We start from the raw sequence: 13483 nt of genomic DNA on the forward strand, positions 1-13483 counted from the left end.
GTCAACTGGCCGTCACTTCTCGACGGGCGACTCGTTCCACGATGGTGGGCGGAGGACTGTGTCCTTCGTCCGCGTACCGCCCCCGTGCCCCCTCACGAAGGCGACCGCCGTGCCCGTCGCGTCTGTGTTCCGTACCGCCCCGTTGCGCGCCAGCGCCCACCGGCCGCCCCTACCGGAGATCTGCGTGCTCGCGGTCGCCGCCGTCCTGGTCGCCCTCGGTGCGGCCGGTCCGGTGCCCGCGATCGCGGTGGTGGCGCTCGCCGCCGCGCCAGCGTCCACCCTCGCCGGGGTCCGGCTGTCCCGGCTGTCCCTCGGCACCGACTCGCCGGTCGGCGGCGCACCGGCCGGACGACTGGCCCGTCGTCGGGCGGCACGGCCGCGTCGAGCTGCCGCCCTGCTGCACGCCGCGGTGGTGTTCGCCGGCCTGACCGCGGCGGTGCTGCCGCTGGCCTCCGCCGGGTACCGTCCGGCGGCTGCTGCCGCCGGGCTCGCCGGCACCACGGCGTTGCTCGGCGGTGGTCTGTTCAGCTTGGACCGGCCACGTCCGTCGATCCGCAGTCGGCTGCGCCGACTGCTCGACCAGGCCGCGCCCGGTGTCTGCCTGGTGCTCACCGCCTGGCTGCTACTGCCGTACGCCGGTGTGTCGACCCACGCACGGCTGGCAGTCGCGGCGGGCCTGGGTCTACTCGCCGTCGACGCGTTGGCGGTGCTCACCGGTGCCGGCCGTGACGGCGGTACCGCCCGTTGTCGTGGTGGCGCCGCGTTGACCCTGTTCGCTCTGGTGCTGCTGGCCGCGTTGCCGGCCAGTCCCGCCGCCGGGCGGGCGGCACTGCTGGCGGTGCCCCCACTGGTCGTCGGTGTGCTGCTGATCGCCGCCGGGTTCCCGCAGGTGACGCGGGTTGATCCCGCCCGGCGGGACCGGTTGGTCTGGCCACGGGTGGTGCTGCCACCGGTCGCGGTGGTGCTCGCCGTCGCTCACCACTTGCAGGTGGGGCTCCTGCCGGACCGTACGGCGGTGCTGCTCGCACTCGCCATGGTCCCGCCGCTTGTGGTGCGCCAGCTGCTGAATGCCGCGGCCCCCACGCCGCCGGACGGGCCGGTGGCCGCTGCCGCCGACGCGGCGTCCCCGATGACGCCGGTAGCCGACGACTACGACGACGCGGCAGGCCGTGTTGGCCTACTGCGGGCACTGGCGGCCTGCCCCGAACCGGCCGGCGGTGCCCTGCTCGTGGTCGACCTGCACCTCGCGGAGCTTCCCGGCCGGCTGGTGCGTGACGACGTGGCGGCGGAGGCCGTCCGTCGGGCGCGGGCCGTCGCCACCGACGAGGACGCCGTGTTCGACCTGGTCGGTGCGGGGCTCGCGGTGCTCACCCGATCCGGGCCGATGTTCGCGTACGCGCTGGGTACCCGGTTGCTCGTGGCGCTGGGTCGCCCCTACGAGGTGTCCGGTGCGGTGCTGCGGTCGCGGCCCAGCATCGGGCTTGCCGAGTTGGGCAGGGGGCGGCCGGAGGATCTGTTCCGTCAGGCGGACCTGGCCCGTCGGCGTGCGGCCCAGCTTGGTCGGGACCGGGTCGAGTGGTACGACGCCTATCTGGAGGAGCAGCTGGTCCGGCGGCTCGACCTGGAGCGGGAGCTGCCCGGCGCGGTCGCCCGGGGAGAGCTGGATCTGATCTACCAGCCGGTGCTGGGCCTGGCCGACCGGGCACCGGTCGGTACGGAGGCGCTGCTGCGGTGGCGCAGTCCCGTGCTCGGCACCGTCTTCCCGGCGGAACTGCTTCCGGTGGCCGAGGATCTCGACATCGTGGGAGAGCTGGGGGTCTGGGTGCTGGACCGGGCCTGTCGACAGCTGGCCGACTGGAGCGTGGGCGGCCGACGGCTGTGGATGGCGGTGAACGTGACCACCGGCGAACTCACCTCGCCGGACTTCGTACCCCGGACGGCAGCGGTGCTGGAGGCGTACGGGGTGGGGCCGGACCAGTTGGTGATCGAAGTTGCCGAGCCGAAGGTGGCCGCCGAGCTGCCGACGGTGGTGGCCCGGCTGGCCGGCCTCCGCTCGATGGGCATCCGCACCGCTCTCGACGACTTCCGGGCCGAGCACGCCTCCCTCGCTCAGCTCCGGCGACTACCGATCGACCTGCTCAAGGTCGGACCTGAGGTCGCCTCGGTGAGTGCGGACCCGCACCGGCCTCTGCTGGACGTGGTGGTCACGGTGGCCGAGCGGCTTGGCCTTGAGGTGGTGGCCGAGGAGTTGGAGTCGGTCCATCAGGTCGAGGGGGCGCATCGGGCCGGCTGCCGGTACGGCCAGGGCTTCGAGCTGGCTCGGCCGGCGACCGCTGAGCGGGTGGAGGCGTACTTCGAGGAGTTCCCCTCGACGTCACGGTGACCGATCGGGCTCACCGTTTCACCCGGTGGTGGCTGCGGGTCCGGCTGAGCGCGGTGAGCGGTGGATGCGCCAGCCGCACAGCGGGGAATGCCTCACCACCCGCCCGGTGTTGCGCTGCGTCAACGACCTTCATGGAAGGGCACCTGGCCAACGTCTCCGGTGGGGCAGGCGCCGCTTCCCACCTGCACCGCCCAGCTGAGCTGTTGAAGGTGGTCGCCGGGCCGGCGCGTGGTCCCGTGACGCGCCGGCCCGGTGCTTCACCTGCCGGTCCAGCCCTCCGCGTAGGGGCCGGCCTCGGCAGTTGTCAGGCGCAGAGCGGGTCGCTGGTCAGCACGGTGCCGGAGGCGGTGGTCACCTTGCCGACCGCGCACACGCTCATGTTGTGTCCGTACAGTTGGTCACCGTAGTACTGCCGGCCGGTGCCGCCGTACCAGTCGGTGGTGCCGTACGGATTCGACCGGTAGACGTGGACCTGAACGGTGTTGCTGGGGCTGACCCGGTTGGAGATCCGACCCCAGTTCGTCTTGCATGCGGCGCTCCAGCGCAGTTCCACCACGGCGAGGGTGGTCGAGCCCTGGACGATGTACTTCGGGTAGGTGGTGGCGTTACTGGCGTCGGCGGAGCAGCCGGTTTCGATCGGATCCAAGCCGTCGCAGCCGTGACCGCTGCAGGTGGCGGCGGAGGCTGGCGCCGCGACCAGGAGGCTGGCTGTGATGAGGGCGCCTGCGGCAGCGGCGGCAAACCGTCGGGCGTTCCGGATCATTGTGTCTCCTGAACTCTGGTGGGCTGTCTCAGCCGCGGGATGCGACTCCCCATCTCTACCTTCCGTCGACACTGATCTCTACGCTGTGTCGCGTCGGACAATCAACAACGGCGACGGTTAATCAATCCCAGGGAGGGCTCATGGCTCGGGCGGAACGTCCGGTGGATCCCACCGTCGACCCTCTTCAGGCGTTCGCTGCCGAGTTGCGCCAGCTCAGGGAGGCGGCAGGACGTCCCACGTATCACGCTCTGGCTCGTCGGGCGCACCGGTCGTCGAGTTCGTTGTCGGAAGCGGCCGGCGGCCGGCGGATGCCCACCCTGGACACCACGCTGGCCTACGTCGGCGCGCTCGGCGGCGACGAGCGCGAATGGACCGAACGGTGGCACGCGTTGCGGGCTGCCATCGACTCTGCCGGGTCCGGCACTCTCGATTCGCTCCGCGCCGAGCGTCTGCCCGGTGCAGAGCAGCGTTCGGGTGCTGTGGCCGGCCTGGACGTGAGCGGGGCCGGTCCGGTGGGCGGTGCCGCCCAACTCGCCGACGGTGATCAGTCCGGAGAGGGTCTTCCTGACCTGACCTCCCGTACAGCGAGGCGGACCGGCTTCGCTGTCGGGCTCGTCGTGGTCGCGGTGATCGGATTCGTCACCGTACCCTGGCTCGCCGGGTCTTTCCGTGCGACGCCCACCGCACCCGTGAGTCCCTCCGCAGCCGCATCCGACGTGGGGTACACCAGCGTGTCGGCCCGGGACGGCGCCGACCCGAAGGACGCAGGCTGCGCGGCCGATCCCGCCGTGACGACTCTGGACAGCAACGCGGTGCTGCTCGACGATCGGGTGGTCGGTACGGTCGAGCTTCGCTATGCGCCCGCCTGCGGTGCGAGTTGGCCTCGTTTCGTGCCGGCACCGGCGCCGTCCGTGCCGGTGCCGAGTCCCGCTCAGGTGCGGCTGACCGTGACCGATGGCGACGATCCGACACGCACGGCCGAGTTCAGCATGGACTACGCCGGCATCTCTGCCTATGGCAACCTGTTGACCAGTACGCGCACCTGCGTCTATGCGCTGGTGGAGCTTTCCGGTGAGGGGTGGCGGTCGGCGGTCGGCCGCACGGGATGCTGGCGCGGCGCCGCCCAGGTCCGCCCAGTGCCCTGATCTGGCGTTATGTGCCCTTGGGGGCATTTATAGTAGGTTATGGCCAGTCTACGGGCGAAAATTCGACACGTGATCGGTGATCAACGGATCATCCGGGTCCAGAGGTTCGTGGCGCCCGCCGCGCGTCGCAACCTGTCCCTGCTGGCCAGGGTCTACGACACCGACAAGCAACGCGGCCACGGCTACACCACGCTGTACGAGCGTCATCTGGCGGCGTTTCGTGACCGCCCCGTCAACCTGCTGGAGATCGGGATCGGTGGCTACGACTCCGTCACCTGGGGAGGTTCGTCGCTACGCACCTGGCGGGACTATTTCCAGTTCGGTGAGATCCACGGCCTCGACATTGCCGAGAAGCGGATCGACGAGCCTCGCATCCATGTTCACCGGGGCGACCAGTCCGACCAGGTCTACCTGCGGGAACTCGGTCGTCGGCACGGGCCGTTCGATGTCGTCATCGACGATGGCAGCCACGTGAACGCACACATCCGTACGTCGTTCGAGGCACTCTTCGTCGACCACGTACGGCCCTCGGGCTTCTACGTCATCGAGGACATGTCGACCGCCTACCTTGACGAGTACGGTGGCGGTCCACCGGGGCATCCCGGAACCTCGATGCGGCTGGTTCAGGATCTCTGCGACGACGTGAACCGGCGGCACTGGGCGGGGCCGGCGGGTAGGGCGGCGCGACCGGTGCGGGCTGTTCACGTCTACGAGAAGATCGCCTTCGTGCAGCGCGGTGACGTCGAAGTCTGCGCTGTTCCGGCGATTCAGTGAGTGTCGCCGGCGATCGTCTTGATCACTCGGTTGGTGCCTTCGGAGCCGGTGTTGGTGTGGCCCCGGCCCCGGTCACGACGCCAGGGCAGGCGACACCTCAGCGTCGCAGGTCGAGCCAGACCAGCCGATGGTCGGAGGTGGGGAAACCGCCCGGCAGGGCCGGGTCGTAGTCGCCGACCAGCCGGAACAGGGGGTCACCCGGCACCGGCCAGAAGATTCCGGTGGAACGGACCGGCAGGCCCCGGCTCGGCAGCAGATAGTCGACCCGCAGGTTGCCGGGGCTGGTGTCGGCGAAGTCGGCGGTATCGAAGCGCGGTTCGCTGCGGTGGTCGAGGTTGGCGCCGCCCTGCCGCCGGGCCGCCGCGGTTCCGCCTGCGCTGGCCGGCACGACCCGGTCGTTGACCCGCGGGTGGTCGAGCAGCTGCTGCGCCGCGCCGGGCAGGCTGTCGCCGTCGTACGGGTCGGAGTTGAGGTCACCGGCGATCAGGAAGGCCGCACCCGGCCGTAACCCGCCGCGCCGCCCGGCGTCGTCGTAGATGTAGCCGGCCCGCCACGGCGAGACGTAGTCGGCCCAGAAGCGGATCTCGTCGTGGTTGCGGCGGCCGTTGCGGTCCTCTGGCCCGTCGAAGACCGGCGGCGTGGGGTGGCTGGCCAGCAGGTGCACGGTACGGCCGGGAAGCCGGATCGGCACGTCCCAGTGGCTCTTGGAGGACAGCCGCACGTCGGCGAGTTCCTGCGGGGTGTACCAGTCGGCGGCTTCGGGGGTGGACGGGTCGTCGGGCAGCAGCGCGCCGGGCATGTCCCGCCAGCGGAACGTCTGGAACTTGCGCACCCTGGTCAAGTCGATCGGGTACGCCGAGTAGATCGCCATGCCGTACTGGCCGGGGAAGAGCCCGAATCCGTAGGCATCGTCGGGTCCACCGACGGTCCCGTCGTTGTTGAGGTCGTGTCCGGAGGGGACACCGGTGTTCGACGGAGCCGCGTAGCGGTACGGGTAGCGGATCGCCCGGGTGCCGTTGCGTGGCACGGAGAGGTAGTTGTCCTGGAACAACGCCAATGCCTGCCCGGTCGGGTCGTAGTCGAACTCGTTGATCAGCAGCACGTCCGGGCGTACCCGCTGGATCACCTCGGCGACATTGCCGGCCTGCGCGTCGTCCCGCCCGGACAGGTTGGCGACCAGCCCGCCGGCAGTCCCCCGATTCAGCGAGGCGTTGAAGGTCGCCACCCGCAGGGTGCCCGGTTCCCCCCGACCGGCACTGGCCTGCGACGGCACCACGACCGCCGCCGTCGTGGCGAGCAGCGCCGCTGTGATCGCGGCGCCAACCTTTCGCTTCGCACCCATCGACACCCTCCCGGTCCACGATCGACGATTGCCACGCTACCGGGAGCGGTATGACGCCAGGGTGAACCGTAATGGACGATCCGCCGCGTCCGTCCGGGGTGCTCGACGGCGTTCCTCGACGGGCTCACAACGGGCCGAGGACGGCCGACGGGTCCGCGTCCAGGGCGAGCGTGTCGAGCACCGCTAGCAGCTGGCGTTCCTCGTAACGGAAGTGGCTCTCCATGATGGCGGCGATGCCCTCGACGTGACGGTCGAGCTCGGCCGGGGAGGCGGCCCGGTCCACGGCGGCCTGCAGACCCGCGAGCAGATGCGCGATCATCGAGTGGTCCTGTGTCAGGTGTCGCAGGGTGTCGCGCAGCTCCGGGTAGGCGGCGGCGATCGCGGGGAACAGTTCGCGGTCCTCGCCCTCGTGGTGCCCGGTCAGCGCGGCACAGAAGCCGTGACAGAACAGCAGCAGGTCACGGGTGGCTGGTCCGGCCGCGTCGCCACTGGCCAGCGCGTTGCGGGTCAGGTTCAGGGCTTCGCGCAGCCGATCGTGCACGCCGCGCAGCTCGTGACTCCAGGCGACGAGCCTGGTCTCGCCGCCGGCAGGCCGGGCCATCCGGTCGGTCACTCCGGGACGCGGCGGTAGGCGCCGTCGCTGGCCGAGGTGGCCATCGAGGCGTACGCGCGCAGCGCCGCCGACACCGGGCGTTGCCGGTCGACCGGAGTGTACGGGCGGTCCCGCTTCTCCTGGGCGACCCGCCGGGCGTCGAGCACGTCGGCGGGGACGTTCAGCTCGATGGAGCGGGCCGGAATGTCGATGACGATCTCGTCACCGGGCTCGACCAGCGCGATCAGCCCACCGGAGGCGGCCTCGGGGGAGGCGTGCCCGATGGAGAGTCCGGAGGTGCCGCCGGAGAACCGGCCGTCGGTGAGCAGCGCGCAGGCCCGGCCCAGGCCCCGGCCCTTGAGGAACGAGGTGGGGTAGAGCATCTCCTGCATGCCAGGACCACCCTTCGGCCCCTCGTAGCGGATCACCACCACGTCCCCGGCGACGATCTCCTTCGCCAGGATGGCGGTCACCGCGTCGTCCTGGGACTCGTAGACCTTGGCCGGGCCTCGGAACGTCAGGCACTCCTCGGGCACCCCGGCCGTCTTCACCACACAGCCCTCCGGTGCGAGGTTTCCGTGCAGGATGGCCAGCCCACCGTCGGTGGTGTAGGCGTGCTGGTGGTCCCGAATGCAGCCGCCGGCCGCGTCGGTGTCCAGCGACGACCACCGGTTGGTGGTGGAGAACGGCTCGGTGGTACGCACCCCGCCCGGCGCGGCGTGGAACAGCTCGATCGCCTCCGTGCCGGCGGCGCCCCCGCGCACGTCCCAGTCGGCAAGCCAGCGCTCCAGGGTGGGGGCGTGCACCGCGTGCACGTCCCGGCGCAGCAGGCCGGCGCGGTCGAGTTCGCCGAGGATGGCCGGGATCCCACCGGCGCGGTGCACGTCCTCCATGTGGTACTGCGGCGAGTTCGGGGCGACCTTCGCCAGGCACGGCACTCGGCGGGAGATGGCGTCGATGTCGGCGACCGAGAAGTCCAGCTCGGCCTCGCGGGCGGCGGCCAGCAGGTGCAGGATCGTGTTCGTCGAGCCGCCCATCGCCACGTCCAGCGCGACGGCGTTCTCGAAGGCGGCCCGGGATGCCACCGCACGGGGCAGCACCGAGGCGTCGTCACCGTCGTACCACCGCTTGGCGATCTCCACGACGGTGCGACCGGCCTCGACGAAGAGCGACCGGCGGGCGGCGTGGGTGGCCAGCGTCGAGCCGTTGCCGGGCAGCGCCAGCCCGATCGCCTCGGTGAGACAGTTCATCGAGTTCGCGGTGAACATGCCGGAGCAGGAACCGCAGGTGGGGCAGGCGGAGCGTTCGATGGTGTCCAGCTGCTCGTCGGTGACGGCCTCGTTCGATGAGGCGATCATCGCGTCGATCAGGTCGATCTTGCTGTGCACGATCCCCTCGATCGCCACCGTCTTGCCGGCCTCCATCGGGCCGCCGGAGACGAAGACGGCGGGGATGTTCAGCCGAAGCGCGGCCAGCAGCATGCCTGGCGTGATCTTGTCGCAGTTGGAGATGCAGACCAGAGCGTCCGCGCAGTGTGCGTTGACCATGTATTCGACCGCGTCGGCGATCAGCTCCCGGCTGGGCAGGGAGTAGAGCATGCCGCCGTGGCCCATGGCGATGCCGTCGTCGACCGCGATGGTGTTGAACTCCCGGCCGACTCCACCGGCTGCGGCCACCGCGTCGGCGACCAGACCGCCCATATCCTTTAGGTGTACGTGGCCCGGCACGAACTGGGTGAAACTGTTCGCGATGGCGACGATCGGCTTGCCGAAATCGTCGTCGGTCATCCCGGTGGCCCGCCAGAGGGCCCGGGCACCGGCCATCGTCCGACCGTGCGTGGAGGTCTTCGACCGCAGCTCAGGCATGGCTACCAGTCTGACACCGGTCAGCCGGCCCCGACACGGACGTCGCGCCGTGTCCCAACAGATGCACACCCGACCCCCACGGCGAACATCGATCCGGCAGAGTTGAGGGTGTGCACACGACACCGGCAATGATCGGCGCTGCGGTGCTGGGCTCGCTGATCGCTCTGACAGCCGGCGCACTGCTCGCCGTCGCTGTCCGCCGCCGGGCCGCACCCCACCGCCAGGCGTACGCGGTGCTGGCCGCCGGCGGCTCGTTCGCCGTGGTGGCCATGCTCGTCGGGGCTGCGATCGTGGTGACCGCGGACGGGCACTGGGCGCACGAGCAGCAGTTTCGCGCCAACGCGGCCACCCTGGTGGCGCTCGGCACGGCCACCGGAGGTCTGCTGTTCTGTTTCGGTCTGCTCCGCCTGCCCGGGGTGACCGGCTCGGTGCCGTCGGCTGCCCGGCTCACGCTGGACGGCGTGATCGTGGGTACCGCGCTCTGGTTCGTCGGCTGGGTGTTGTTCTCCGAGCCGACCCGGCTGCTCGGCGACGCCACGCCGACAGCCTGCCCGTCGATTCTGCTCGCCTCGGTCAGCGCGGCGTTGAGTGCCGGTCTCTCCGCGATCATGGTGCTGCGGGCGTCGGCGCCCCGACGCTGCCTGGCCGTGCTGGGTACCGGGATCACCGCCACGTCGGTGGGCGGGTTGGGTGTCGCGGCGGGGCTCTGCCAGGCCGGGCCGGGGCTGGCGCTGACCGGCACGATGGTGCTCGCCGTGGGGTTGTTGATCGCTGCGGTCGCGGCCTACCGCATCGACCCGCCTGGCGCGCTGGCCATCGACGTGATCCGCCGCGACGGTGAGTACGCCTTCGTGCCGATGGGGGCCATGGCCGCCTCGGCGATGTACCACCTCCTGCAGGACGGCCGGTTCGACGGGTTGGCCATCGCTGCCGGCAGCGTCGAGGGCTTCGCTTTGGTCGCCCGGCAGTACCTCACCCTGCACGATGTGCGGGCCTACGCCCGTCGACTCGCCGACCGGGAGGCGCACTTCCGGCAGCTCGCGCACACCGATGCACTCACCGGCCTGGCCAACCGACGTGGCCTGCTGCGGGCCCTGCACCGCCACGCCGAGGAGCGGGTGCCGTGCGTGCTGCTCGGGCTGGACCTGGACGGCTTCAAGCACGTCAACGACATGCGGGGCCACGATGTCGGCGACGCCGTGCTCGCCGAGGTGGGCCGGCGGTTACGTGGCAATCTCCGGCCCGGTGATATCGCGGCCCGGCTCGGTGGTGACGAGTTCGCGGTGCTGATGCACGGTGGCCCGGCGGAGGCGGGGGTGGTGGCGCAGCGACTGTTGCGGGTACTCGGTGCCGTCTACGAGCAGCCCGAGGCTCCCGTCTTCCTGTCGGTGAGCATCGGCCTGGCGGGTTGGACCGACGAGAGCGACGTCGAGTTGCTGCTGCGGCACGCGGATCTGGCGCTGCGCTACGCCAAGCAGCGCGGCAAGAACCGGATCGAGCGCTACGACGGCGAGTACGACCGGCTGCTGCGCCGCCGTACCACGCTGGAGCACGAGCTGCGCGGTGCGATCGAGCGCGACGAGCTGCGTCTGGTGTTCCAGCCGGTGGCCTCCCTGCCGTCGGTGCGGCCGGTGGGCGCGGAGGCGCTGCTGCGGTGGCGTCACCCCGAGTTGGGTAACGTCCGGCCGGACGAGTTCATCCCTCTCGCCGAGGAGAGCGGGATGATTGCCAAGCTTGGTGCCTGGGTGCTGCACCAGGCCTGCTACCAGCTGTCCCGCTGGCTCGCGGAGGGCCACGACGTCTGGATGTCGGTGAACGTGTCCCCGCGTGAGCTGCACGCCCCCGAGTACGTGGTGCAGGTCGCCGAGGCGTTGCGTGCCCATCACGTACCATCGCAGCGGCTGGTGCTGGAGGTCACCGAGCATGCGGTCGCCACCGATCTCGACGAGTTGATCCGGCGGTTGACCGCGCTCCGGCTGACCGGGGTGCGGATCGCCCTGGACGACTTCGGTGCCGGTTATTCCTCGCTCAACCAGCTCCGACGGCTCCCGATCGACATTCTCAAGATCGATCATGGGTTGGTGGCGGAGCACGAGCCGGTCCAGCCGGAGGGTCGAGACGGCCCGGCCTTCGCCCCGATGGTCGACATCGTGGTGCGGTTGGGGCACCAGTTCGGCCTGGAGGTGATCGCCGAGGGGGTCACCACCCCTACGGAGCTGGCTGCGGTGGTGGCCGCCGGTTGTCGGTTCGGGCAGGGCGCGTTGTTCGGCTGGGGCGTACCGGCTGAACACCTGGAGGCGATGCTGGAGGCGGCGACATCGGCTGGTGCCCGTCCGCCGACCCGTACGGCCGCTGCGGTTGGCCCGCCTCCGCACCCGGCCGTTCCTCCCGTCCAGCGCCGCGCCGAGAGTGTTCCCGGGCAGGTCACGCCCGATCGGTTCGGCGTGCCCGACGGTGACGCGCCGGCTCCGTGAACCAAAATGTGGGATCAGTTGACTCATCGCGTGAGATGCGTCAGTCTTGAGCCCATGTTGTCGTACCGGTCGCTGCGAGTACTTACCTGAGCGCACTCTCCGTGACTGAGAGTGCGCTGGCCCCGTGCATCTGGCACGTGGGCCTTTTTAGTGCCGTCGAACCAATCGAACGCCGACCCCGTCCGTGTTCGACAGTGTGAGCAGCCCCACCCACTTCAGCCGAAGGCCAACCGCCATGACGAGACCCACGCCCGAGACTCTCGCCCACTCCGCCCGGCGTGCCCGTACCGCCGCCGAGGCGCCGGGTGACGCCGACCACAGCCGGACCGCCTCGCCGGCTGTCCCGGCGGCCCGTCCCGCCCCGGTCCAGGTGTCCGGTGCCAGCTCGCTCGTGCTCTCCCTGGAGGCACTCGGTGTAGACGTCGTCTTCGGTATCCCGGGCGGCGCGATCCTGCCGGCGTACGACCCGCTCTACGACTCGACGGTGCGGCACGTCCTGGTACGGCACGAGCAGGGGGCCGGTCACGCCGCCACCGGTTACGCCCAGGCCACCGGCCGGGTCGGAGTGTGCATCGCCACGTCCGGTCCGGGGGCGACGAACCTGGTCACCCCGATCGCCGACGCGTACATGGATTCTGTGCCGTTGGTGGCGATCACCGGTCAGGTGGCCCGCCCGTCGATCGGTACGGACGCCTTCCAGGAGGCGGACATCCAGGGCATCACCCTGCCGATCACCAAGCACAACTTCCTCGTGCAGGACGGTAGTGAGCTGCCCCGGGTGCTGGCCGAGGCGTTCCACCTGGCCTCGACGGGGCGTCCCGGGCCGGTCCTGGTGGACATCCCCAAGGACGTCCTCCAGGCGTCGACCACCTTCACCTGGCCGCCCACCCTGGACCTGCCCGGGTACCGGCCGACCCTGCACCCGCACGGCAAGCAGATCCGTGAGGCGGCCCGGTTGATCAGTGGCGCCCGCCGGCCGGTGTTCTACGTCGGCGGTGGCGTGCTCAAGGCCGGCGCCACCGAGGGTCTGCGCCGGCTGGCCGAGCTGACCGGCATCCCCGTGATCACCACGTTGATGGCACTGGGCGCGTTCCCCGACTCGCACCGGCAGCACCTGGGGATGCCCGGCATGCACGGCACCGTCGCCGCGGTTTACGGGTTGCAGAAGGCGGACCTGATCGTGGCGCTGGGTGCCCGGTTCGACGATCGGGTGACCGGAAAGCTCGACTCGTTCGCGCCGGACGCCACAGTCGTGCACGCCGACATCGACCCGGCTGAGATCGGCAAGAACCGGCACGCGGACGTGCCGATCGTGGGCGACGCCCGGCACGTCATCGACGAACTGCTGACTGCGGTCACCGCAGAACGCGCGGCGGGACGGGCCGCCGACATCGCCGACTGGTGGACCCAGTTGGACGACCTGCGTGAGCGCTATCCGCTGGGATACGAGGAGCCGTCCGACGGCACTCTGTCCCCGCAGTACGTGATCGAGCGGCTGGGGGAGATCGCCGGCCCGGACGCCATCTACGTCGCGGGTGTCGGCCAGCATCAGATGTGGGCGTCCCAGTTCATCTCGTACGAGAAGCCGCAGACCTGGCTGAACTCCGGTGGGCTCGGCACCATGGGCTACGCGGTACCGGCGGCGATGGGCGCCAAGGTGGGCAGACCGGACACGGTGGTCTGGGCCATCGACGGCGACGGCTGCTTCCAGATGACCAACCAGGAACTCGCCACGTGTGCCCTGGAGGGCATCCCGGTCAAGATCGCGGTCATCAACAACGGCAACCTCGGTATGGTCCGCCAGTGGCAGACGCTTTTCTACGGCGAGCGCTACTCCAACACCGACCTCGGCACCCACAAGCATCGCATTCCGGACTTCGTCAAGCTGGCCGAGGCGCTCGGCTGTGTGGGGCTGCGCTGCGAGACCGCCGAGGAGGTGGACCGGACCATCGACATGGCCATGTCCATCAACGATCGGCCGGTGGTGATCGACTTCGTGGTCGGCAAGGACGCCATGGTCTGGCCGATGGTTCCTGCCGGCACCAGCAACGACGAGATCATGTTCGCCCGCGGTGTCCGCCCGACCTTCGACGAGGACGACCTCTGATGAGTGCACGACACGCACCGGACAGCAAGCCCAGCCCC

General features: G+C 70.6%; 10 protein-coding genes. 5 read left to right on the forward strand and 5 right to left on the reverse strand.

Annotated elements, in window-relative coordinates; genetic code table 11:
* The first annotated feature begins 109 nt into the window (after positions 1–109).
* Positions 110–2383 (forward strand): bifunctional diguanylate cyclase/phosphodiesterase, encoded by a 2274-nt coding sequence (locus HCA58_RS14240; protein WP_169598306.1) that lies wholly within the window; start codon positions 110–112, stop codon positions 2381–2383.
* A gap of 10 nt (positions 2384–2393) precedes the next feature.
* On the opposite strand, the gene HCA58_RS23895 is transcribed toward HCA58_RS14240, so the two are convergent.
* Both HCA58_RS23895 and HCA58_RS14245 read right to left on the reverse strand, forming a co-directional pair.
* Positions 2394–2516 carry a hypothetical protein gene (locus HCA58_RS23895; RefSeq protein WP_277351259.1) on the reverse strand — a complete coding sequence of 41 codons (123 nt, stop codon included), beginning with the start codon at positions 2514–2516 and terminating at the stop codon, positions 2394–2396.
* A gap of 171 nt (positions 2517–2687) precedes the next feature.
* On the reverse strand, positions 2688–3146 hold the full coding sequence (locus tag HCA58_RS14245) for a DUF2690 domain-containing protein (protein WP_169598307.1): 459 nt from the start codon (positions 3144–3146) through the stop codon (positions 2688–2690).
* A gap of 140 nt (positions 3147–3286) precedes the next feature.
* On the opposite strand from HCA58_RS14245, the gene HCA58_RS14250 reads away from it, so the two are divergent.
* Positions 3287–4291, forward strand: coding sequence for a helix-turn-helix domain-containing protein (locus tag HCA58_RS14250; RefSeq protein WP_169598308.1), 1005 nt, complete (start codon positions 3287–3289; stop codon positions 4289–4291).
* Between the two features lie 69 nt (positions 4292–4360).
* Positions 4361–5065, forward strand: coding sequence for a hypothetical protein (locus tag HCA58_RS14255; protein ID WP_169598309.1), 705 nt, complete (start codon positions 4361–4363; stop codon positions 5063–5065).
* A gap of 97 nt (positions 5066–5162) precedes the next feature.
* Here HCA58_RS14255 and HCA58_RS14260 read toward each other — a convergent pair whose 3' ends face one another.
* The 3 genes from HCA58_RS14260 to ilvD all read right to left on the reverse strand — a co-directional run bounded on the left by HCA58_RS14260 (position 5163) and on the right by ilvD (position 8864).
* On the reverse strand, positions 5163–6407 hold the full coding sequence (locus HCA58_RS14260; protein ID WP_169598310.1) for an endonuclease/exonuclease/phosphatase family protein: 1245 nt from the start codon (positions 6405–6407) through the stop codon (positions 5163–5165).
* A 124-nt stretch (positions 6408–6531) separates the two neighbouring features.
* Complete coding sequence (locus tag HCA58_RS14265; RefSeq protein ID WP_346775988.1) at positions 6532–7020, reverse strand: hemerythrin domain-containing protein; 489 nt, start codon at positions 7018–7020, stop codon at positions 6532–6534.
* The gene (gene ilvD, locus HCA58_RS14270) at positions 7017–8864 is read right to left on the reverse strand and encodes a dihydroxy-acid dehydratase (RefSeq protein ID WP_169598311.1); all 1848 of its coding nucleotides are present in this window, start codon (positions 8862–8864) and stop codon (positions 7017–7019) included. The genes HCA58_RS14265 and ilvD overlap by 4 nt, the downstream gene beginning before the upstream one ends.
* 128 nt (positions 8865–8992) lie before the next feature.
* Here ilvD and HCA58_RS14275 point away from each other — a divergent pair, with 128 nt between their 5' ends.
* Positions 8993–11338: a bifunctional diguanylate cyclase/phosphodiesterase gene (locus tag HCA58_RS14275; RefSeq protein WP_240956234.1), complete on the forward strand. Its 2346-nt coding sequence runs from the start codon at positions 8993–8995 to the stop codon at positions 11336–11338.
* Positions 11339–11573: 235 nt separating this feature from the next.
* A complete protein-coding gene (locus tag HCA58_RS14280) occupies positions 11574–13445 on the forward strand; it encodes an acetolactate synthase large subunit (protein ID WP_169598312.1) in 1872 nt (623 codons plus the stop codon).
* Positions 13446–13483: the final 38 nt, after the last annotated feature.

Origin of the sequence: Micromonospora sp. HNM0581 (assembly GCF_012726175.1) — a bacterium.
GTDB lineage: Bacteria > Actinomycetota > Actinomycetes > Mycobacteriales > Micromonosporaceae > Micromonospora.

Excerpts from the sequence above, each read along its gene's own strand:
- HCA58_RS14250 (WP_169598308.1), top strand. The coding sequence starts at position 3,287 with ATGGCTCGGGCGGAACGTCCGGTGGATCCCACCGTCGACCCTCTTCAG.
- ilvD (WP_169598311.1), bottom strand. The coding sequence starts at position 8,864 with ATGCCTGAGCTGCGGTCGAAGACCTCCACGCACGGTCGGACGATGGCC.
- HCA58_RS14260 (WP_169598310.1), bottom strand. The coding sequence starts at position 6,407 with ATGGGTGCGAAGCGAAAGGTTGGCGCCGCGATCACAGCGGCGCTGCTC.
- HCA58_RS14245 (WP_169598307.1), bottom strand. The coding sequence starts at position 3,146 with ATGATCCGGAACGCCCGACGGTTTGCCGCCGCTGCCGCAGGCGCCCTC.
- HCA58_RS14280 (WP_169598312.1), top strand. The coding sequence starts at position 11,574 with ATGACGAGACCCACGCCCGAGACTCTCGCCCACTCCGCCCGGCGTGCC.
- HCA58_RS23895 (WP_277351259.1), bottom strand. The coding sequence starts at position 2,516 with ATGAAGGTCGTTGACGCAGCGCAACACCGGGCGGGTGGTGAGGCATTC.
- HCA58_RS14275 (WP_240956234.1), top strand. The coding sequence starts at position 8,993 with ATGATCGGCGCTGCGGTGCTGGGCTCGCTGATCGCTCTGACAGCCGGC.